General features: G+C 74.5%; 15 protein-coding genes. 4 read left to right on the forward strand and 11 right to left on the reverse strand.

The window, feature by feature from the left end:
* Nucleotides 1–20 precede the first annotated feature (20 nt).
* The 4 genes from OG689_RS14595 to OG689_RS14610 form a co-directional block, all read right to left on the reverse strand.
* Entirely contained in the window at nucleotides 21–836 is an 816-nt protein-coding gene (locus OG689_RS14595; RefSeq protein ID WP_266320691.1) for a hypothetical protein, read from the reverse strand.
* Nucleotides 833–2,422 (reverse strand): ATP-binding cassette domain-containing protein, encoded by a 1,590-nt coding sequence (locus OG689_RS14600; RefSeq protein WP_266320692.1) that lies wholly within the window; start codon nucleotides 2,420–2,422, stop codon nucleotides 833–835. The genes OG689_RS14595 and OG689_RS14600 overlap by 4 nt, the downstream gene beginning before the upstream one ends.
* A 279-nt stretch (nucleotides 2,423–2,701) precedes the next feature.
* On the reverse strand, nucleotides 2,702–3,445 hold the full coding sequence (locus tag OG689_RS14605) for an NUDIX domain-containing protein (protein ID WP_191291937.1): 744 nt from the start codon (nucleotides 3,443–3,445) through the stop codon (nucleotides 2,702–2,704).
* A gap of 428 nt (nucleotides 3,446–3,873) precedes the next feature.
* Entirely contained in the window at nucleotides 3,874–5,976 is a 2,103-nt protein-coding gene (locus tag OG689_RS14610; protein WP_323189289.1) for a glycogen debranching N-terminal domain-containing protein, read from the reverse strand.
* A 772-nt stretch (nucleotides 5,977–6,748) separates the two neighbouring features.
* Here OG689_RS14610 and OG689_RS14615 point away from each other — a divergent pair.
* On the forward strand, nucleotides 6,749–8,062 hold the full coding sequence (locus OG689_RS14615; protein WP_266320694.1) for an alpha/beta fold hydrolase: 1,314 nt from the start codon (nucleotides 6,749–6,751) through the stop codon (nucleotides 8,060–8,062).
* 166 nt (nucleotides 8,063–8,228) lie between these two features.
* On the opposite strand, the gene OG689_RS14620 is transcribed toward OG689_RS14615, so the two are convergent.
* Entirely contained in the window at nucleotides 8,229–9,677 is a 1,449-nt protein-coding gene (locus OG689_RS14620; protein ID WP_266320695.1) for a DUF4192 family protein, read from the reverse strand.
* A 229-nt stretch (nucleotides 9,678–9,906) separates the two neighbouring features.
* Here OG689_RS14620 and OG689_RS14625 point away from each other — a divergent pair, with 229 nt between their 5' ends.
* Nucleotides 9,907–12,195 carry a RecQ family ATP-dependent DNA helicase gene (locus OG689_RS14625; RefSeq protein WP_266320696.1) on the forward strand — a complete coding sequence of 763 codons (2,289 nt, stop codon included), beginning with the start codon at nucleotides 9,907–9,909 and terminating at the stop codon, nucleotides 12,193–12,195.
* A gap of 443 nt (nucleotides 12,196–12,638) precedes the next feature.
* Nucleotides 12,639–13,274: a hypothetical protein gene (locus OG689_RS14630; protein ID WP_266320698.1), complete on the forward strand. Its 636-nt coding sequence runs from the start codon at nucleotides 12,639–12,641 to the stop codon at nucleotides 13,272–13,274.
* A gap of 132 nt (nucleotides 13,275–13,406) precedes the next feature.
* Here the strand turns inward: OG689_RS14630 and OG689_RS14635 are convergent, their stop codons facing one another.
* The 3 genes from OG689_RS14635 to OG689_RS14645 form a co-directional block, all read right to left on the reverse strand.
* A complete protein-coding gene (locus tag OG689_RS14635; RefSeq protein WP_266320699.1) occupies nucleotides 13,407–14,087 on the reverse strand; it encodes a hypothetical protein in 681 nt (226 codons plus the stop codon).
* Nucleotides 14,088–14,211: 124 nt separating this feature from the next.
* Nucleotides 14,212–14,895: a ribonuclease HII gene (locus tag OG689_RS14640; RefSeq protein ID WP_266320701.1), complete on the reverse strand. Its 684-nt coding sequence runs from the start codon at nucleotides 14,893–14,895 to the stop codon at nucleotides 14,212–14,214.
* A 238-nt stretch (nucleotides 14,896–15,133) separates the two neighbouring features.
* Complete coding sequence (locus OG689_RS14645; RefSeq protein ID WP_266320703.1) at nucleotides 15,134–15,820, reverse strand: TetR/AcrR family transcriptional regulator; 687 nt, start codon at nucleotides 15,818–15,820, stop codon at nucleotides 15,134–15,136.
* 215 nt (nucleotides 15,821–16,035) lie between these two features.
* On the opposite strand from OG689_RS14645, the gene OG689_RS14650 reads away from it, so the two are divergent.
* The gene (locus OG689_RS14650; protein ID WP_266320704.1) at nucleotides 16,036–17,550 is read left to right on the forward strand and encodes an MFS transporter; all 1,515 of its coding nucleotides are present in this window, start codon (nucleotides 16,036–16,038) and stop codon (nucleotides 17,548–17,550) included.
* A gap of 126 nt (nucleotides 17,551–17,676) precedes the next feature.
* Here the strand turns inward: OG689_RS14650 and OG689_RS14655 are convergent, their stop codons facing one another.
* The 3 genes from OG689_RS14655 to OG689_RS14665 all read right to left on the reverse strand — a co-directional run bounded on the left by OG689_RS14655 (nucleotide 17,677) and on the right by OG689_RS14665 (nucleotide 21,642).
* The gene (locus OG689_RS14655) at nucleotides 17,677–19,335 is read right to left on the reverse strand and encodes a DUF4153 domain-containing protein (RefSeq protein WP_266320706.1); all 1,659 of its coding nucleotides are present in this window, start codon (nucleotides 19,333–19,335) and stop codon (nucleotides 17,677–17,679) included.
* A 340-nt stretch (nucleotides 19,336–19,675) separates the two neighbouring features.
* Complete coding sequence (locus OG689_RS14660) at nucleotides 19,676–20,638, reverse strand: carbohydrate ABC transporter permease (RefSeq protein WP_266320708.1); 963 nt, start codon at nucleotides 20,636–20,638, stop codon at nucleotides 19,676–19,678.
* On the reverse strand, nucleotides 20,635–21,642 hold the full coding sequence (locus tag OG689_RS14665) for a carbohydrate ABC transporter permease (protein WP_266320710.1): 1,008 nt from the start codon (nucleotides 21,640–21,642) through the stop codon (nucleotides 20,635–20,637). The genes OG689_RS14660 and OG689_RS14665 overlap by 4 nt, the downstream gene beginning before the upstream one ends.
* Between the last annotated feature and the right edge of the window lie 123 nt (nucleotides 21,643–21,765).

Genomic DNA, 21,765 nt, shown 5'->3' on the forward strand with positions numbered 1-21,765 from the left:
TGGCCGCAGGTCGGCCCGACTCAGAGCGCTCGGCGCCGCACCTGCACCATCAGGCAGACGAGCACCAGCAGCACCGCGGGGGAGGCCAGCACCGCGAGCAGGGCCGGATCGGCGAGATCCAGCGGGCCTCCGACGGCCGGGCCCGAGCCGGCCCGTACCCAGTCGAAGCCGTACTGCAGCGGCAGCACTCCGTCCGCGACGTCCGCACGGACCGCCCCGGTCTGCCGCAGGAACAGGGCCAGGCCCGCCTCCAGCAGGACGGGCAGGGCGCAGAGCAGCAGGATCCCGGCCGACGCGCTACGGGTGAGCGAAGCGGTCAGCACCCCGGCGCCGCCGGCCGCCACCACGAGGACGGCGAACACCGCGAGCGCCACCGGCAGTCGACCGCCCGACGCCAGGACGCCCCGGGTGAAGACCCGGGAGGCGTCCACGGCGGGCCCCAGCGCCAGCCGGGTCACCACCGCGTCCAGCAGCACCGTGGTCGCGGCGAGCACCGCCGACAGCGCACCGACCACGACGACCTTGCCGAACAGCAGCCGGACCCGCCGCAGATACCCCACCTGCGAGGCCGCCAGTCCGGGATGGCGCACCTCGTGCCCGTACGAGAGGGCGCCCAGAACGCCGGCGCCGATGGCGGCGATCGGGAGCGGCAGCAACGGGACGGCGGCGGTCACCGACCGGACGGCGGCATCGACGCCCAGCGGGCCGGGCACGGCCTGGCGGGCCAGCAGGGCGGCCACCGCGGCGTCGCAGAGCAGGACGGTGGCGAGGACGATCCAGGTCGAACGAAGGCCGCTCAGCCGGCGTGCCTCGTAGGCCAGTACGCGCACGGTCACTCGCTCCGGTGGTCGGGCCCGGTGAGGGGCGCGGGGGTGGCGGGGGTGGCGGGGTCGCTCGGCCGGGCGTGGGCGCCGGCCCTGGAGAGGGCGCTCGCACCGGAGGTCGCTCCGGTGAAAGGCGTACTGGTGAAGGCTGTGCCGGTGGCGGCCGAGCCGATGGAGGGGGAACCGATGGAAGGCGTACCGAAGGCGGGTGTGTCGAAGGCGGGTGTACCGGCGGTGGGCGCACCGGTGGCGGCCGTGCTGGTGGTGCCGGCGCCCGTGCTGCCGGCGGAGGCGGCGCGCAGGGCGTAGCCGGGCTCGGACGACTGACGCCCCTGGGGGACCTGCTGGGCGGGTGGCGGCTGCTGCGCCAGCGGGGACGGCGGTAGGTGCGAGGGGGTGGATCCCGACGGGGCCTGCATCACCGGCAGCGCCTGGGTGGGCGGCAGGGGTCGACCCGGAGCCGATACCTGAGCCGGCGCCAGAGACGGTGTCAGGGCCGGTTCCGACATCGAGGATTGAGCGGCCTGCGGCGACCGGTGGGCCGGTGCGGTCAGTGCGGCCTGCCGGGCCGGTGACACCTGCGGGGGGTGTGCGGCCTGTGGGATCGGAGCGGTCTGCGGACCGGGGACGACCGGGGACGCCGGCGACGGCTGCCCGTCGGGCGCCCGGCGGGCCTTGTGCAGTTGGACCTGGCCCGAGCGGCCCGAGGAGGCGGGCAGTGCGGCGCGTGGCGCCGGCTGCTCGACCACCCGTTCGGCCAGCTCGTGCAGCAGGATTCCGTGCCGGTAGGCGAGTTCGCCGATCTCCGTCCGGCCGATCCCGGAGACCGCCAGGCCCACGGCGCCGTCCCGGCGGACCAGCGCGCCCTGGCCGAGCAGCAGGTCCGCGAGCCGGGCCATCTGCGGGCCCCGGACGGACACCTCGGGGCGCAGCCGGGTGCGGCGGAAGTCGGCGACCGGCTGGTCCGCGACCAACCTTCCCTGCTCCAGGGTGGCCACCCGGTCGGCGAGCCGGGCCGCCTCCTGCGGGGCGCGGGTGGTCACCAGGACCGAGCCGCCGGCGACGGCGAACGAGCGCAGGAAGGAGTGGAACCACTCGATGTTGCGCGGGGAGAGACCCTCGGTCGGCGCGTCGAGCACCAGGGTGCCCGGCGTCCCGAGGAGAGCTCCGGCGAGGATCAGACGGCGGTTCATACCCGGGGAGAAGACCCGCAGCCGGTGGCCGGCGACCGTGGCGAGGCGGGTCTGCTCCAGGAGTTCGTCGGCGCGCCCGGTCGGCACGCCCGCGGCGGCGGCGAGCATCCGCAGGTGGCCCCGGGCGGTCCGGCCCGGGTGGCCGGCCATCGCCCCGACGGTCGGCAGGACGACCCCCACCTCGCGCTCCGGCCTGCGCAGCGTGCGGTAGGTGCGGCCGCCGAAGAGGGTGACGCCCTGGCCGCGTTCGAGGTCGAGCATCAGCCGCAGCGCGGTGCTCTTGCCGGACTCCTCGGGGCCGAGCAGGGCGGTGACCATGCCGGGGCGGACATCGAAGGTGAGGTCGAGCAGGGCCGGTGGCCGGCCCCGGCGGTAGACCTTGGTCAGTCCGGTGATCTGGATCATCGCTGGCTGCTCCCATTACCTCGACCGGCCGGGTCCACGGCACGGGCCTCCCCGGACGTCCCCGCGCCAGCACACTAGGTGCCGCAGTCGGAGATTTCGGGCATTACGGAAGCGGCGTCGGGCACAAGTCCGCACACCTCACCCGATCAGGGGAAAATCCCACCTCGGGCATCCCCCGGACGCACCGGCCCGGGTGGGCGGACGGGCGGGACCGGGTGCGGAGTTCGGGCTTCGGATGCCGGGGCCCGGCAGTCAGGACTTGGGGGGAGGGCTCGGAGGTCAGGACTCCGGGCGCAGCATCGGCGGGTTGAGGTCGGTGGCACCCCCGGCGGTGAACAGCTGCGCCGGGCGGCCGCCCTGACGGGTCGTCGTGCCGCCGGAGGGCAGCAGGAAGCCCGGCGTACCGGTGACCTTGCGGTGGAAGTTGCGCGGGTCCAGGGAGACGCCCCAGACGGCCTCGTAGACCCGGCGCAGCTCGCCCACGGTGAACTCGGTCGAGCAGAAGGCGGTCGCCAGCGAGGAGTACTCGATCTTGGACCGGGCGCGCTCGACCCCGTCCGCCAGGATCAGCCCGTGGTCGAAGGCCAGCGGCACGCCGTCGGCGGGGTTGCCGCCGAGCAGTTCGGCCACCGGCGCCCAGCGCGCGCTGCTGGCGTCCCCGCCCGGGCGAGGGGTCGGCAGGTCGGGCGCGAGGACCAGGTAGGCGACGCTGACCACCCGCATCCGGGGGTCGCGCTGCGGGTGCCCGTACGTCGCGAGCTGCTCCAGGTGGGCCCCGACCGAGCCGTGTTCGGGGGCGGAGTGGGCCCGCAGGCCGGTCTCCTCGGCCAGCTCCCGCGACGCAGCCTCGGCCAGGCCCTCGTCGAGGCGCACGAAGCCACCGGGCAGCGCCCAGTACCCCTGGAAGGGCGGCTCGCCCCGTCGCACCAGCAGGGCACAGAGCGCGTGGTCCCGCACCGTCAGCACCACCAGGTCGACCGTGACAGCGAACGGGGGGAAGGCCGACGGGTCATAACGCGACATGGCGACGATCATAGTCGTCTCTCTGACGATAAGCACAGGGCCTCGCGTCCGTGACGTCGGCCGCTCCGGGACACGGGCCCCGAGGCGCTGACGTCCGGGTGCGGGCGGCCGCGCTCCGGCCTCCGGGCCCGGGCTGCCCGGGACAGGCGTCCGGGCGCAGACGGTCGGGCGGCCACATCCACCCGTGCCGGCGACGCCCGCGCCCGGGCTGGCATGTCGGGGCGGGCGTCACCCGGGTGATCGTGTCCGGGTGATCGTGTCCGGGCGGGCGTGTCCGGGCCGGTGTTGCTGGCAGGTAGTGCTGGCGGGGCAGCCGTCCGGACACCCGGCAGGCCGGTTGCCGGGCGCTCCGGGCGCTCCGGGCGCGGACGCGGCGGCCCCGCGCCCCGGCCGGTTCCGCGGGCCCGGCAGCCGCAGCCGCAGCTGGTTCAGCGGGCGCCGAGCTGCAGGTCGGCCGACGCCTCCTCCACGACCGCGACACCGATCCGGCTCACCCGCACCGAGAACGGCTCCCCCGCGACCCGCAGGCCGGTCAGCTGCAGCTCGCCCAGGGGCGCCGTGCTGGCCGGCCTGACCAGCACCCGGCCGGCCGGGACGTCGGGGCGGACGCCGGCCAGGGTGAGTACGGCATGGACCGCCCCCGCCGCGGAGACCGCCGCCGGGCGGCAGGCCGCCGGGTGCGGCACCGGTGGGCAGCCGGGGATCCGCTGCTCGCCCGCGTACATCTCGGGGAGCCGGCCCTCCAGGTACGCGGAGGCGCCGAGCAGGCCTTCGAGCAGCGCGCCGGCCTCCCGTTCGAAGCCGGCCTCGGCCAGACCGCCGACCGCGAGAGCCGTTTCGTGGACCCGCACCGCGCCACTGCGGTGGCCCAGCGGGTTGAAGCGGGCCGACTTGGCGCTGAGCGTGCGCAGACCCCAGCCGCAGTCCAGCTCCGGCGCGGCGAGCCGCTGCGCCACCATCCGGGTCTGCTCGCGGTCGAGCAGACCCTCGTGCCGGCCGCCGTCCGAGGAGAGCCCGAGGTCCAGCAGGTGGACGAGGGAGGACGCCACCGCGGGCAGCGGGCGGCCGCCGACGGCCAGCGCGGCGGCGGGGCGGCCGCCGGAGAGGTCGTCGATCCAGAACTTCTCCCGGAACCGCGACCGCAGGGCCGCCGCCCAGTCGCGCCATTCGCCGGCACCCGGCCTACCGAAGGCCTCCAGCAGCTCCGCGCCGTGCAGGGCGGCCCGCAAGGCCTGGGCCTGCACCTCGCCCCGGGCCGCCGGGGGGTTCGCCGAGCGGTCCTCCACCGGGCGGCTGAGGTCCGTGACGAAGCCGTCGACGAGGCCGGCCCGCAGCGTGCCGAGCGCCCGCTCGGTCGCCGGCAGCAACTCGGCCACCTCCTGCCGGGGCAGGCCCCAGCGCCAGGCCTCGGCCAGCACCGTGACGAACAGCAGGGTGGCCTCGGTCGCCGTGCAGGAGGGCGGCAGTTCGGGGCCGGCGTGCCGCAGGGCGCCGGGCAGCAGACCCTCGGGGCGCTGGCCGGGCCCGCCGGCGGGCTGCTGACGGCGGGCCAGCGCCCGGAGAGTGCCGGCCGCGAGCCGGGTGCCGAGCGGCAGGGTCAGCCGGGCCGCCCACAGGGCGTCGGCGGGGGCGAGGCCGAACCGCCAGGGCGCGCCGGACGCGGCGTACAGGTCGGTGGGGCGGTCGGGGTCGGCCAGCAGCAGCCGGCCCAGGGCGTCCAGGGAACGCGGGACGAGCAGTTCGGCGCGGGGGTCGTCGCAGCGCACCTCGGCCTCGGCCCAGGGCAGCGGCACGCCCGTCCCCCGGCCGCCCGGTGGCCGCGGGCCCGGGCCGGTGATCTCGAGCTCGGTGCGGAGCTCGACGGACCACCTCGCTCCCGGCTGGACCTCGAGGTCCCAGCGCAGGACACCGGCGCCGGCCAGCACCGCGTGCGGCGAGGGCTTGGCCGTCACCGTCGCGCTGTGCGTCGGGCCGGCCCAGCGGAGCCCGGCGGACTGCACCTGGCTGGGGAGGTCGGGTGAGCGCAGGCCGGCGGCGATCTCGGTCATCGGGCCCAGGTCGGTGCCCATCGCCAGCTCCAGCGGGAGCCGGGCCGGACGGCTTCCGCTGTTGCGGACCGTTACGGTCTCCACCCCGTCGGCGTGCCGCAGCCGCTCGACGGTCAGGGCCGGATCCGGGTCCGGGTCGCCGGGGAGGCGGACCGCACCGAGGAAGCGGGCCTCGGCAGCCGACGTGAGGGTGCCCTGGAGCGGCAGCGGCTCGATACCGCCGAGCCGCAGTTCCAGACGGGCCAGGACGCGGATGCCCGAGCGGTAGAAGCCGTGCAGGCCGTGGCCGCGCAGCTGGCCGTCCGGGCCGGAGGCCGCCATCGCCGGTGCGTTGACGCAGACCACCGCGTGATGGGCGGCGGGGGGCTGGGGGCGTGCCGGGCCGGCGGCCGGCCTGGGCGTGTGGTCGGGCCGGCCGGCGGGTCTCGGTGCGCCGACCACGCTCTCGGCCGGCGCGGCCTGGGGTGGCCTCGTGGCGGTCACCGGACTCTCCTCCCCTCGGCGGTCCGCCCGGCTGTGGGCCGGGCGGCCGCGAGCGTGTTCGATCGCGATCTGGTGCGTCCGGTCCCGGTGGACTGCTGCTCCGCCGGGCCGTCGGACTGCTTCTGTCGGACTGCTGGATGGCACTACTGGGTGGCACTGGCGAGTGCCGGGCCGTACTCCGGCGCCGCGGTGCGCCGGCACTGCTCCGTACCGGCACCTCGTCGTGCCCGACTGCTTCGTCGTGCGGGCGGCCCGTACCGGGCGGCGCTCCCGCCTCGCCGCCCTGTGCTGCCTTGCCGAACCGATTTGCCGGACCGGCCGGTCGGGGCCGTCGGTCCGCCCCGGTCGGGCCGGTGACTCCCCGTCGAGTCTCCCGGCCGCAGCCCGGACGTCTGCTGCCGGCAGCCCCCTGCCGCCGGCGGTACCGCGTCGGACCGGCCGTGTACCGCCCCGGTGCCGATATTCCCCAGGATGAACGCCGTGGACCCTCAACAGGTCACGCCATCGGTGCGCCGCGGTGGTCGTCCGGTGCGCACCGGTGGTGCCGTCCGGTCGCGGGACGGTGGCCCGTCGGGTGGAGCCACGAGCACGCCAGGCGGACGGGACCGGATCGGCCCCGGCCGTGCTCCGGCTGCCCCGAGCCGATGTGGTGCGGCCGCGGAACCGGTGCCCGGCCGCCGCCAGGATACGGTGCGGGGGTCGTGGCCTCCGCACCGGCAACACCGTGGGCGGTGGTCATGACAGCTGTGACCAGCACATACCGAGGAGTTGTATGTCCACCGCCAGCCGGCTGCCCGGGATCGTCACGACCGATCACGTCTTCCACCTGCCGCTCGACCACTCCGTGCCCCAGGGCGAGCGGATCGAGGTGTACGCCCGGGAGGTGGTCGCGGCCGGCCGCGAGGGCGACGACCTGCCCTGGCTGCTCTTCCTCCAAGGCGGCCCCGGCGGCAAGGCCGGGCGGCCGCTCGGCCGTGACGGCTGGCTGGTCCGGGCCCTCGACGACTACCGGGTGCTGCTGCTGGACCAGCGCGGGACCGGCCGCTCCACACCCGCCACCCGGCAGACCCTGGCCCGCCGCGGCGGACCGCAGGCGCAGGCCGACCACCTCGCGCACTTCCGGGCGGACTCGATCGTCCGGGACGCCGAGCACGTCCGCCGTCTGCTGCTGGGCGAGGAGCGGCGCTGGAGCCTGCTCGGGCAGAGCTTCGGCGGCTTCTGCGCCCTCACCTACCTCTCGCTGGCGCCGGAGGGCCTGCGAGAGGTCTTCATCACCGGCGGCCTGGCCGGCCTGCGCAGCTCCGCCGACGACGTGTACCGCTCGGCCTACCCACGGGTGGCCGGCAAGAACGAGGCGCACTACGCCCGCTACCCGGGGGACGTCGCCGCCGCCCGGCGGATCGCCGCCCGCCTGGCCGACTCCCCCGCCACCCTCCCGGACGGCGGGCTGCTCACCGTCGAGGCGTTCCAGGCCCTGGGCATGATGCTCGGCTCGGGCGCGGGTTCGCACGTCCTGCACTACCTGCTGGAGGAGGCCTGGGTCGAAGGACCGGCCGGACCGGAGCTCTCCGACACCTTCCTGGCGGAGGCCCAGGCCAAGCTGTCCTTCGCACAGAATCCGCTGTACGCGGTGCTGCACGAGTCGATCTACGGCCAGCGTTCGGTGGACGCGGCCGGGACGGCCTGGGCGGCCGAGCGGGTTCGCAAGGAGTTCCCCGGCTTCGACGCCCGGGCCGCGCTGAGGTCCGAGGCGCCGGTGCTCTTCACCGGCGAGATGATCTACCCCTGGATGTTCGAGACCGACCCCGCCCTGCGCCCGCTCGCGGAGACGGCCCAGTTGCTCGCCGACCGCACCGACTGGCCCGACCTCTACAGCCTCGAGCGGCTGGCCGCCAACGAGGTGCCGGTGGCCGCCGCCGTCTACCACGACGACATGTACGTGGACACCGCCGACTCCCTGGCGACCGCGCGCGCCGTCCGCGGCCTGCAGCCGTGGATCACCAACGAGTGGGAGCACGACGGCCTGCGGGCGAGCGGCGGCAAGGTGCTGGACCGCCTGATCGGGCTGGCACGCGGCGAGCTCTGAACGGCCCGCCCGCCGGGCCCGGCCCCTGGTCCCGGCGAGCCCTGGAGCCCGGTGGCGGCCCGGCGGCCCGTGCGCGGGCCGGGGCCTGCGCCGGGCAGGCCACGGACCTGTACGCGATCCACGATCCGTCCGTGCGGTGCGGGACACCGCCCCGGCCCGGCGCACGTCACGACCCCGCCGCGGTGCCACGGGCCCTGCACCGGTGTCCGGGGCCGTCCCAGGCCCGAAGGCCGTCCCCGGGGCCGGGCGGGACCTCGGCGGCCCGGCGCCGCCGTCGGACCGCCGCCCTGGTGCGGGCCGACAGCTGCCGCCCGGGGAGCGGCCGCCCCGGGGCCTGCGGCCGCCCGGCCCGCACCGACCGACCTGGGGCGGGCCCGGGCCCCCGATCGTCGTCCGGCCCGGGCGACGGCGGCTCCTCCTCGTACGCTGCCGCCGACCCGGCGCCGGGCTCCGGTACCGGTCGGCGCCCCGACGGCGGGCGCCGCTCCCCCGCGGCGGGGCCGTTCCCGGCCGCCGGGCCCGGCAGGGCGACCGCTCTCCTGGCCCGCTCGGCCCGTACACCCTCCAGCAGCTGCTCCGGGGCGAGGCCGCCGTTCAGGGACTCGTGGAGCAGCTGGGCCAGCAGGTAGTCCGGGTCGAGCCGGAGCACCAGGCCCAGCACCACCCGGGCGGTCGCGGTGTCGTCCGCCAGCCAGGACGTCCAGGCCAGCAGGGTCAGCGGCGCCGCCGCGTAGCCGTCGAAGGGGATCACGCAGCGCTTGGCGAGGAACCGCCAGAGCCGCTGGGCCGCCCCGAGCTCGGCGGGTTCGGCGTACTCGGCGGCGCGGTCGCGCAGGAGCTTGTCCTGGAGCCCCACCAGCAGCAGGGCCGTCCGCCGCTCGTCGAGCTCCCGCGCGCCCGCCCGGAACTCCGCCATCACCTCGTCGAGGAGCTCCCCCGACCGCTCGCGGGCCGCCCCGGCGTCGGCGCCCGGCTGCCGCAGCGCCTGCTCGATCGCCAGCCGCTGGGTCTCCGCGCCGGGCTCGCCGATCGGCGCCAGGCCGGCCACGATCGCCTTGCGGCTGCCGCGGGGGGCGAGGCCGGCGAAGGTGGCCGCGGCGACCACCGGGCCCGGCCCCCGAGTCCGGTGGACGGGGTTGCCCGAGGGCTCGCAGCAGCCCGCCCGTCGGCACAGGAAGGACCACCAGCGGCCGCCGGAGACGCACAGCGACTCCTTGACGCTCACGCCCCTCGCCTCGAAGGCCGTCCGCAGGGCCTCCGCCAGCGGGCCGAGTGTGCCGAGCACCGGCCGGGCGTCCCCCTCCTCGGGATCACGGCACAGGTAGAGCAGCACCTGAGCGGGCCGGTGGTCGCGCCGTTCGGAGAGCCGGACGAGCAGCGCGGCCGTCTCGGCCGCCGCCCGCGGCCAGTCCGCGGGTGCTTCGGGGATGTCGACCCGGATCACCCCGCCCTGCTGCAGGTCCGCGCCCTGCAGGCCGACCGCGACGATGCTGTCGTCGGGGAAGAAGCCCAACAGGTAGGGGAGCAGCTCGGCCATGTCGGCGGGGCCGCGCATCCTGACCGGCAGGTGACCGGGGATCGGGTCCGGGTGCGGTGTGCCGTGTTCTTCGTTCATGGACCGAAGAATGGCGCGCGGATTGTCAGCCGCCCGGAATTCGTCATTTCCTGTGGACAAACCCCGCCTGTGGATATCTTGTCACCCGTCCGGCGCACATGAAAATCACTCGCACGAGCGGGATTTGACGTCAGGTCAGTTTAACCGAAAGGCCCTTGCGGCGAAAGAGCGGACGGTCTGCCGTCCAGGGCGTTCGCGGTTTGTCGGCCCGGCACTGTTACATGGACGCATGGATCAGCCCGAGACCCACACCAGCCCGCAGGACGACGCCTCCGCCGCCTTCCCCGGTCCCGACGCCCCCGGCGGCGCACCCGTACCCGGCGGTCCGGCCGTGGCGCGGTCCGGCGCCACGGCGGCCGAGCGGGCCGCGGTCCGGGGGCGGGCCGAGGAGGTCCTGCGCGAGCTGGCCGGCCCGGCCGCGACACTGCGTGAGGACCAGTGGCTGGCGATCGAGGCACTGGTGGTCGACCACCGGCGCGCACTGGTCGTCCAGCGCACCGGCTGGGGAAAGTCCGCGGTCTACTTCATCGCCACCGCACTGCTGCGCGGCCGTGGCGCCGGCCCCACCGTGATCGTCTCGCCGCTGCTGGCCCTGATGCGCAACCAGGTGGACTCGGCCGCCCGGGCCGGCATCAAGGCCCGCACCATCAACTCCGCCAACACCGAGGAGTGGGACGAGATCCAGGCCGAGGTGGCGGCCGGGGCGGTGGACATCCTGCTGGTCAGCCCCGAGCGGCTGAACAACCCCGACTTCCGCGACCAGGTGCTGCCGAAACTGGCCGCCTCCACCGGACTGCTGGTGGTCGACGAGGCGCACTGCATCTCCGACTGGGGGCACGACTTCCGCCCCGACTACCGCCGGCTGCGCACCATGCTCGCCGACCTCTCGCCGGGCGTCCCGGTGCTCGCCACCACCGCGACGGCCAACGCCCGGGTCACCGCCGACGTCGCCGAGCAGTTGGGCACCGGCACCTCGGACGAACTCGCGCTCGTGCTGCGCGGCCCGCTCGACCGGGAGAGCCTCTCGCTCGGGGTGCTGTCCCTGCCCGACCCCGCGCACCGCCTCGCCTGGCTGGCCGACCACCTCGACCGGCTGCCCGGCTCCGGCATCGTCTACACCCTCACGGTGGCCGCGGCCGACGAGGTGACGGCGTTCCTGCGCGAGCGCGGCTTCGCGGTGGCCTCGTACTCGGGGCGGACCGAGGACGCCGAGCGCCGCAGCGCCGAGGCGGACCTGCTGGCCAACCGGGTCAAGGCGCTGGTCGCGACCTCGGCCCTCGGCATGGGCTTCGACAAGCCCGACCTCGGGTTCGTGGTGCACCTGGGCTCACCGGGCTCCCCGATCGCGTACTACCAGCAGGTCGGCCGCGCGGGCCGTGGCGTGGACCGGGCGGAGGTGCTGCTGCTCCCCGGCCGCGAGGACGAGGCGATCTGGCGGTACTTCGCCTCGTTGGCCTTCCCGCCGGAGGAGCAGGTCCGCCGCACCATCGACGCCCTGGCCGAAGCCGGGCGTCCGTTGTCCACGGCCGCCCTGGAGCCCCGGGTCGACCTGCGGCGGGCCCGGCTGGAGACCATGCTCAAGGTGCTGGACGTGGACGGCGCCGTGCGGCGGGTCAAGGGGGGCTGGACGGCCACCGGGCAGGCCTGGGCTTACGACACGGCCCGGTACGCCAAGGTCGCGGCCTCCCGCGAGGCCGAGCAGCGGGCGATGCGGGAGTACGCCTCGACCTCCGCCTGCCGGATGGAGTTCCTGCGCCGGCAGTTGGACGACGACCAGGCCGTGCCCTGCGGCCGCTGCGACAACTGCGCGGGGCCCCGGCACAGCGCCGACGTCTCCGACGCCGCGTTGGACGCCGCCCGCGCGGCGCTGGGCCGCCCGGGGGTGACCTTCGAGCCGCGCCGGCTGTGGCCGACCGGGATGGACGCGCTCGGGGTGCCGCTCAAGGGCCGGATCCCGGCCGGCGAGCAGGCCGAGACCGGTCGCGCGCTCGGCCGGCTCTCCGACATCGGCTGGGGCAACCGGCTGCGCGCGATGCTGGCCGACCAGACCCCGGACTCGCCGGTGCCGGACGACGCGGTGAACGCCCTGGTCTCGGTGCTCGCCGACTGGGCCCGCGGCCCCGGCGGCTGGGCCGGCCCCGCGACGTCCGAGGGCGGTCGGCTCGACCGGCCGGTCGGCGTGGTCACCATGGCCTCGTCGGGCCGGCCGCAGCTCGTCGGGAGCCTCGGCGCGAAGATCGCCTCGATCGGCCGGCTGCCGCTGCTCGGCGGGATCGAGTACGCCGCCGGCCACGCGCCGCAGGGCGGGCGGAGCAACAGCGCGCAGCGGCTGCACTCGCTGGCCGGGGCGCTGGTGCTGTCGCCCGGGCTGGCGGAGGCGCTCGCCGAGGCCGCCGGGCCGGTGCTGCTGATCGACGACCTGGTCGATTCGGGCTGGACGGTCACCGTGGCGGCCAGACTGCTGCGCCGGGCCGGGGCGAGCGCCGTCCTGCCGCTGGTGCTGGCCGTCCAGGGGTGACCACGGCCTGCGGGCCGGGGCACCGGCCCGCAGGCCGGTGGGCGCCGCGGCGGGAGACCCGAAAGGATGACCCGCGGTAGGCCGGGGGAACCCGCTCGGAGCGGCGGGAGGGGCGGCACCCAGGGGCGCGTGGGGTGTGCGGGGCACCGGGGACGGCAGTGGCCGGCGCGGCCCCGGCAGCGGTGGTGGGGGCCGCCGGTCGAAGTCCCGCCGTCGCCGGGCGACAGTCTCGGCCTCAGCCGAATGGCCGTACCGCCCCGGTGGAATATATCCGGCAGAACGTCGACTTTCGGGCGGCGTTCGTCATTTCATCGTTGCCGGTCCGGCCTCTTTACCGGGAGAATTGGAGCGTACCCAAATGCCTGGTCCGACGGACCGGGCTTCGGCGTACGCGCGCACCCGCACACTCGCCGGGGCAGGGAAGGAGGATCGTGATCAACGGTATGGACCGAGGTCGGAATCCCTTCACCCGGGGTGCGGACGGCAGACGCAGTCTGGATCTGGAGAGCTGGGCCGCGGTCGGCGTGCCGCTGCTGCGCGATCCTCGCGAGTTCGTGACCGAGCTGCACCGGCGCCACCTGCCCCAGCCCGGCACCGTGGTGATCAGCGTGCTGGACGTGGTGCAGCATGTCGTCGCGTCGGCCTCCTTCACGCCGCGCCCGCACGTCAGCGACGGCTGGCAGCACCGCAACGCGCTGCTCGCCCAGTTGCGCCAGGTGATCCCGCACGACCTCCGACGGGCCGCCCCCGCCAGGACCGCGGTGCTGCTGCGCTGCCGGGACGGCCTGGCCGGCTGGACGGAACAGGACGGGGCCTGGATGTGGGCGCTGCGCGACGCGGCGGCGCTGCACGGCCTGCGCTGCGGCTCGTACATCGCGCTGACGCCGGCAGGATGGCAGACCCTCGGCGACGGTCGCGGCGGGCGCAGCCCGCACTCGGGCTCCTGGGCCGACGGTCCGGTGCACACCGTCACGGAGCTGCCGCCTCGCTCCGCCCGTGAGGAGCGGGCGGCCGAGCGGTCTTGGGGGCAGCCCGCGGTGCCCGCCGTCGAGCCGGCCAGACGCACGGCCGCCCGCTGAGGTCCGGAGACCTCAGCGGGCGTGGCGGGTACGGCCGATCCGGGCGGGCCGGCCGACGATCCGACCGAGCCGGCCGGGCCGGCGACGGTCGTGGGAGCGGGTGCCGGGCGAGGAGGCCCGGCGGCGGGACGGTCAGGCCAGGGCCGGTCGGCTCTCCGGGGCACCCGGGGCGCCCACCGCCTCGGCCTCGCCGCACACGACCAGCAGGGCGCCGGCGCGGCCGAGCGCCTGCTGGAACGCGAGTCCGGCGCGGTCGGGGGAGGCTTCGTTGACGACCAGCACCACGACCTCACGGCCGGCCGGCCGGGTCAGGCCCGCGTCCGCGTAGAACACGTCGTCGCCCTCGGTGAGCTGCGCCCAGTAGCGGGCCTCGCCGAAGGAGAGTTCGTGCTGCTGCCACGGGTGCGGTTCACCGACGGTCAGGACCAGGACGTCACCCGGCCGACGGCCGGACTCCAGCAGTTGGTCCACGGTGTCGTCGGCACGCTCCAGGGCGTCGGCCGTGGGGGCGGCGACGTACTGGACGGTCGGTGCGGGGCGGCCGGCGGCCGTCCCGGGCTTGGGACCGCGGCCGGGACGGGCCGGCGGTCCGGGCTTCACGGCCCGGGGCGGTGCCGGTCGCGGCGGACCGGGTCGGGGCCCCGGCACGGCGGGCACGGCGGCCGCGGTCCGGGAGTTGGCGGGGTTGATGGCAGGGGACGCGCTGCCGGTGGCAGGCGTACGGCGGGCTTGTGCGTCCGACTCGCGGGGGAAGGGAACGCCGGGGCCCGGGATGCTCTCGTGAATCTCCGGCTCCTCGGGGAAGACAGGCATACCCGGATATCTATCAAATGCCGCTCGAACGCGCACGGGCGCCCCACCCCTTGAACACCGGACGCGCACGGAGGAGGGCCGGCCGGGGCGGAGGCCGACGGCGGCGCGCGGGGCGCAGGATCCGTCAGAAACCCAGCGTGAGCTGCTCGTCCGCGCCGGCGAAGGTCCGTTCGCGCTTCAGGTGGCGCCACTTGGGCAGCGCGTCGAGGTAGGACCAGGAGAGCCGGTGGTGCTCGGTCGGACCGAGTTCCTCCAGCGCGGCCCGGTGCACCGGTGAGGGGTACCCGGCGTTGTCGGCGAAGCCGTACTCGGGGTGGCTCTCGCCGATCTCGGCCATCAGGGCGTCCCGGTGGACCTTGGCGAGCACCGAGGCTGCCGAGACGCAGATGCAGGACTGGTCGCCCTTGATCACCGTCCGCACCTGCCAGGGGCCGCCGAGGTAGTCGTGCTTCCCGTCGAGGATCACCGCGTCGGGACGCACCGGCAGTGCCTCCAGGGCCCGGACCGCGGCCAGTCGCAGGGCGGCCGTCATGCCGAGTTCGTCACACTCCTGCGCCGAGGCGTGGCCGAGCGCGTAGGCCGTGACCCAGTCCGCGAGCAGCGGGGCGAGCGCGCCCCGGCGGCGCACGGTGAGCAGCTTGGAGTCGGTCAGGCCGTCCGGCGGCTTGCGCAGTCCGGTGACCGCCGCGCCGACCGTGACCGGGCCGGCCCAGGAGCCCCGTCCGACCTCGTCGAGGCCGACGACCACCTGGGCGCCGGCCCGGCGCAGCGAGCGCTCGACGGAGTGGGTCGGGGGTACGACAGGCATCGGGGCATCCGTTTCGACGAGGAGTCCCTCCAGCCTACGGCGCGCGCCGGGCGGCCCCGGTCACCCGGTGGGACGGGCCGACCCCGGGGACGCGGCGCGGCCGGCGGTCGCCGCAGAGGGTGTACGCCGGCCGGCGGGTGGCCCACCCGGGCCGCTCGGGGTCGCCCAGGGCGGCCCGGACGGCACGCGGCCGGCCGGGGCGGCCCGGAAAACGGGTGGAAGCGGCGGCCCCGGCCCCCTACCGTCGCACCATGGGCAGCAGCACCTGGTCCACGAGGTCCACGCCGAAGCCGTCGCCGAGCCGGCCGTCGCAGACCTTCACCCGGTACATCAGCATCGCCGGGGCGACGTCGGCGACCAGCGGGTTGGCCGCGCCGGGCCGGACGTCCCCGCGGAGTTCGCCGCGGCGCAGGATGGCGAGGGTGGCCGCCTTGGTCGGGTCGAAGACCCGCTCGACCACGAACTCCTTGAAGACCTGGGCCTGGTCGTGGTCCAGCTCGTTCATCAGAGCGTTCATCGCTCCCCCCACCCGGGACTCCAGAGCCGTCCCGAAACGGTCGATGAGCAGCAGCAACTCGCTTCGGGCGGACCCGAGGTCGGGGATGTCGTCAGGGGGTGGCAGAGTGGAGCGCAGGGCGTCGAGCACAAGGTCGACCTTGGACGCCCATCGCCGGTAGAGCGCTGCCTTCCCGGTGCGTGCCGCGCCGGCGACACCCTCCATCGTCAGTCGCGCGTACCCGCCGGAGGTGAGTTGGTCGAGGGTGGCCTCGAAGATCGCCCGCTCCAGCGCCTCGCCGCGCCGGCGGGCCGGCCTGGCGAGGACCTCCGCGACGCCGACCGCGACGCCGGCGACCAGCGCGCAACCGGACGACACCGGCACGGCCGACGGGCCGGCCTCCTTCTGCAGTCGTTTCACCTGATCCATCGCCACCAACCTTAGAGAACGGTTGCGTTCACAAACACGCTCCGGCTATCGTCCAGCTTAGTGAACGCTACCGTTCCTTCATAGACCGCGACCACGGCCGGCAGACCGGTCCGGCCCACCGCCCGGACCAGGCGCCGAACCATGCCCGGACCACGGCAGGCATTCGCGGACCGCAGCCGAAAGCATACGAAGCAGTAGCCAGCAGGGGGCACATCTTGGCTATCTCCGACACACTCAGCAAGAACTCTCCGCCACTCGGCAAAAGCCGGGGCAAAGGCATCACGCTCACCGTGATCGCCGCGACCCAGCTGATGGTGGTGCTCGACGCCACGATCGTGAACATCGCGCTGCCGCAGATCCGGGACGTGCTGAAGTTCTCCACCACCGACCTGTCCTGGGTCATCAACGCGTACACCCTCACCTTCGGCGGGCTGCTGCTGCTCGGCGGCCGGGCGGGCGACATCCTCGGCCGCCGCCGGGTGTTCATCATCGGCACCCTGCTCTTCGGCTTCGCCTCGCTGCTCGGCGGGTTCGCGCAGGACAGCACCATGTTGCTGGCCGCGCGCGCCCTGCAGGGCATCGGCGGCGCGATCTGCTCACCGACCGCCTTCGCGTTGATCGCCACCAACTTCGAGGAGGGACCGGAACGCAACAAGGCCTTCGGCGTCTTCTCGGCGGTGGCGGGCTCCGGCGCCGCCATCGGCCTGCTGGCCGGCGGCCTGCTCACCGAGTACCTCGACTGGCGCTGGGTGTTCTTCGTCAACGTGCCGATCGCGGCCCTGATCGCGTTCGCCGCTCCGCGCTACATCGCCGAGTCCGAGCGCCAGACCGGCCGCTTCGACATCCCGGGCGCGCTGACCTCCACGGTCGGTTTGGTCGCCCTGGTCTACGGCTTCATCCGGGCGGCCTCCGACGGCTGGTCGGACCCGATCACCCTGGGCTCCTTCGCCGCGGGCCTGATCCTGGTGGCCGCGTTCGTGGTGATCGAGCGGACCACCGCTCAGCCGATCACCCCGCTGCACCTGTTCGCCGACCGCAACCGCACCGGCGGCCTGGTGATGATGCTCTGCCTGGCGGCCGCCATGTTCGGCATCTTCTTCTACATCACGCTGTTCGTTCAGGGCCCGCTGGGCTACAGCCCGCTGCGGGCGGGCGTCGCCTTCCTGCCGATCAGCGCGGCGATCATCGTGGCGGCGCAGATCGCGTCGACCTTCCAGGCGAAGCTCGGCCCCAAGCCGTTCATGGCCGGCGGCGCCGCACTGGTCACCGTCGGACTCACCTGGCTGACCACCCTGAGCGCCGACAGCGGCTACGTGGACGGCGTGCTCGTCCCGACCGTCATCTTCGGCTTCGGGATGGGTCTGATCTTCGTGCCGGTGATGCTGCTCGCCGTGGCGGGTGTCGCCGAGCAGGACACCGGCGCCGCCTCGGGCCTGCTCAACTCGATGCAGCAGATCGGCGGCTCGCTCGGCCTGTCGATCCTCACCACGGTGTTCGCGACGGCCGCGGCCGACAGGACCACCGAGCTGATGGCCGCCGCACCGAAGGGCGCCGCACCGACCAAGGAGCAGGCCACGGCGATGGGCAACCAGGTCCTGGCGTACGGCATCTCGCAGGGCTTCATCGCGGGTGCCGCGCTCGCCGGGGTCGCCCTGCTGGTCGCGATCTTCGTGATCAAGGCCAAGGCGAGCGACCTGCCCACCGGGGAGGCGCACGGCGCGATCCTCTGACGTACGGCCACGACGATCGTCTCGATCGCGTGAACCACGGCGCCGGCCGGGAGCACTCCGCTCCCGGCCGGCGCCGTCACTGCCGCGCCCGGCACGCCCCCGACCGTGAGGGCGCCCGGCCGATGGTCAGTAGTCGTACGAATAGCGGTACTTGAACCCGACGGCCGAGCAGGAGGCGGCCGGGTGGTCCCCGATCGGGTGCCGCTCAAGGATCTCCCGGGCCCGGGACTCGGCCAGGCTGGTGGCGTACCAGGGCGCCGGACCGTCCGCGAGCGCCCGGTCGATCTCCTGCAGCGCGCAGGTCCGCAGGTCCTCGGGCAGCCGGTCGAGGGCCGGCACGGCGTCCAGCGAGAGGTCCCGGACGTTGCGCAGGTCGATCTGCTTGGTCGGGCTGTTCTCGTAGCGGGCCACGTTCTGCTCGGCGACCATGGCGTCCGGCCCCATCAGCCCGTACACGGCGGCGGTGACGGCCGCACTGAGCACCACGGCGCGCGGCAGGAAGGATCCCGAGCGCAGCACGCCGGCGGCGATCACCAGCAGGAAGACGACGCCGAGCCAGATCTCCACGACCAGCACCCACAGGCGCAGCGTGGTCAGGCCGGAGGCGTCCACGTAGTAGTACATCCGCAGCAGTGCGGAGCCGACCACCACCAGGGTCAGGACGCAGAGGGTGCCGAGCAGCGCCCGGGTCAGCCGGTGGTCGGCGGGCGTGGAGCGGGGGGCCCAGCGCTTGGCCAGCGCCACCACCCCGAGCGTGAGGACGGTGATCACCATCAGCTGCCAGAAGCCCTGCCGGGCGTACTCGGAGCGGCTCATCCCGGTGTTCTTGGTGATCGCGTCGCGACCGCCGGCCAGCACCACCACCTGGATCACGGTGAAGGTGGCGAACATCAGGTTCAGGGCGGTCAGCGGGAGTGCCCACTCCAGGCGGCCGCGCTCGCGGCCGGGCTTGGTGGTGGCGCGGTCCCAGACCCGGGGGCCGGCGGCGAGGTGCGCGAAGCCCAGTACCAGGACGGTGCCCAGCACGAAGCGCAGGAACCGGGCCGGCAGGTCGTCGAGTTCGACGGTGGGCGTCAGGCTGGACAGCACGTCACCCATGGCGACATCGGCGCTGGCGAACAGGGCGCCGAAGACGATCAGGAGCACCACCGCGACGGCGGTCGCCTTGAGGATCGGCACGACCTTGTCCCTGGCCGGGTAGTCCCGGCCGCGCAGGGCCTGCAGCGCCCACGGGAGCGAAGGCACCAGGTGCCAGAGGAAGCCGGGCAGGGCCAGCGTGACGCCCGTCCAGCGGCGCCCGCCGTGCAGCGCGAGGGAGGCCAGTGCGAGGGATGAGGCGACGGCCAGGAAGGTCGGCCACCCGGCGTCGGAGAGCACGGGGACGACCAGGACGCCCGCGGCGAGCACGCTCCACAGCACCGTCCAGGGCCGGAGTTCGCGTCCGGCCGCCCTGGCGGCGAGCCCGGCGGTCGCGGTGGCGGCGAGCGCGCAGATCAGCAGGTTGACGCCGACGCCCTCCCCCAGCAGCCAGGAACCGAGCAGACCTGCGGCGATCGCGGCCAGCACCACCCTCAGGGTGGCCGGTGCCCGCCGGGCGGGCGCGGTCTCGGCCATCAGCCGGTTCGGCGGCAGCGGTTGCGGCCGGAACGGCTGGGGGCCCTGCGGGGCGGCGAACGGGTCGACGGGACGGGTCCCGGCGACGGCCGGCTCCGGGGTGACCGGCGGCTGCGCGTCCGCGGGCGGCGGGGTGCCGGGCGACGGCTCGGGTATGGACGAATCGGACATGAGTCACCCTCAACTGGTCAGTGGGCATGCGGAACCAGCCCACGGGGCAGTCCGCCGGCAGGCGCTGGATCGACGCCGCGACATGACGCAGACTCTAGGGAGAGCGATCATTCTGAACAAGTTCAAATCCACCCCGGAGGGCTTGTGTCGCAGATTTGTGACACAAGCCCCCGGACGCGCGAAGGCCCGGTGGCCGCCCGTAACGGGCGGCCACCGGGCCTTCGTCGGGGCGTTCCCCGAGGGTCGACGGGATGCGTACCGCGCAGACCGGGCGGTCCGCCGGCGCCGCTTCGCGACGCTCCTCGTGGCCGCCGCGCTCCGGGCGGCCACGAGGAGCGGGTCAGCCCTTGACCGAGCCGGCCAGCAGCCCGCGGACGAAGTAGCGCTGCAGGCTGAAGAAGACGATCAGCGGAATGATGATCGACAGGAACGCACCCGCCGTCAGCAGCTCCCAGCGTCCGCCGAAGGAGCCGGACAGCTGGGCCAGCCGGACCGTCATCGGGGCCACCTCGGGCGTACCGCCGGCGAAGGTCAGCGCCACCAGCAGGTCGTTCCAGACCCAGAGGAACTCGAAGATCGCGAAGGAGGCCAGCGCCGGGGTGCAGAGCGGCAGCACGATCGATCGGAAGATCTTGAAATGCGAGGCGCCGTCGACGATCGCCGCCTCCATCAGGTCCCGCGGCAGCTGGGAGACGAAGTTGTGCAGCAGGAAGATCGCCAGCGGCATCGCGAACATCGTGTGCGCCAGCCAGACCGGCGCGTACGTCCCGCTCAGGTCGAAGGCGGGGATGATCGTCACCGAACCCAGGTGCGCCCCGCCGGAGAACAGCTGGAGCAGCGGGATGAGTGCCATCTGCAGCGGCACCACCTGGAGGGCGAAGATCACGAAGAAGATGACGTCGCTGCCCCGGAACCGCACCCAGGACAGCGCGTAGGCCGCCATCGCCGCCAGCACCAGCGAGAAGACCGTCGCCGGGATGCTGATCGCCAGCGAGTTGACCAGGTACGGCATCAGGCCGCCGCTGACGCCGAAGCCGCCCTCGAAGAGCACCGTGTGGTAGTTCGACAGCCCCAGGTCGGGGTGCGCGAACACGGTCCACCAGCCGTTCTCGGCCACATCCTGCTTCGGTCGCAGCGAGGTGACCAGCAGGCCGAGGGTCGGCAGCGTCCAGAGCACCGTCACGGCGATCACGAAACCCGAGGCGAGCGGACTGCTGAAGGCCTTGCGGACCGGCCCCGCGACGGGTGCCGGCAGCTTCGCGCCGGCGGGTTCGGCGGCCGGGGCCGCGCCGTTCTCGTTCATCGGACGGCACGCTCCTTGCGCAACTGGACGATGTTGTAGGCCACCAGCGGCAGCACCCCGAGGAAGAGGATCACCGCGAGGGCGCTGCCCCGGCCGGTGTTGAACTGCACGAAGGACTGCGAGTACATCTCGTTGGCCAGTACCTGGGTGCCGAAGTTGCCGCCGGTCATCGTGCGGACGATGTCGAAGGCCTTCAGGGTCGTGATCATCACCGTGGTGAGCACCACCACCAGGGTGGTGCGGATCATCGGCACGGTGACGAACCAGAACAGCTTCACCCCGCCGGCGCCGTCCAGCCGGGCGGCCTCGGTGACCTCGTCCGGGATCGCCTTGATCGCCGCGGACAGCACCACCATGGCGAAGCCGGTCTGCACCCAGACCATCACCACCATCAGCAGGAAGGTGTTCAGCGGCTGGGAGAGCATCCAGTTCGGCGGATGGTGCCAGCCCAGGCTGATGGCCAGCTGGCTCAGCAGGCCGATCTGCGACTGGGAGACGTCCCTGGCGTCGTAGACGAACTTGAAGATGATGCTCGCGCCGACCAGCGAGATCGCCATCGGCATGAAGATCAGAGATTTGTAGACGGCCTGCCCGCGCACCCGGTCGACCAGCAGCGCGAGCATCAGGCCGAGCCCGGTGGCGGCCAGCGGGGCGACCGCGAGCCAGAGCAGGGTGTTCAGCAGCACATGCTGGACGGAGTCGCTGGTGAACGCCCAGCCGTAGTTCCTGCCGCCGAGGAACTTGGTCCCGTCGTCGTTGTAGAAGCTCAGGTAGACGGTCCGCACCAGGGGTGCGACCAGCCCGACGATCAGCAGCAGGACGGCCGGTCCGAGGAACACCACGACCGCCAGCGGGCGGGCGATCCGCCCGGAGGCCCGGCCGGCGACGAAGAAGATCACCAGCAGGATGCCGAGGAAGCCCGCGACGGCCCCCACCATGTTGCCGAGTTTGACGCTCGCGTCGGTCCACGCGCCGTCGGCGAGCAGCGCCCTGGTGACGGACATGACTGATCGTCCTTCCTGGAATCCCGCTCCTCCCCGGTGGGGCACGTTCGGGGTGAGGGACGGTGACGGCCGGCAGGTGCGGCGCCGGTGGGGCGTAGGGGGCGGGCGGTGCGGGTGGGTGGC

The sequence above is a fragment of the Kitasatospora sp. NBC_00240 genome (genome assembly GCF_026342405.1).
Taxonomy (GTDB): Bacteria; Actinomycetota; Actinomycetes; order Streptomycetales; family Streptomycetaceae; genus Kitasatospora.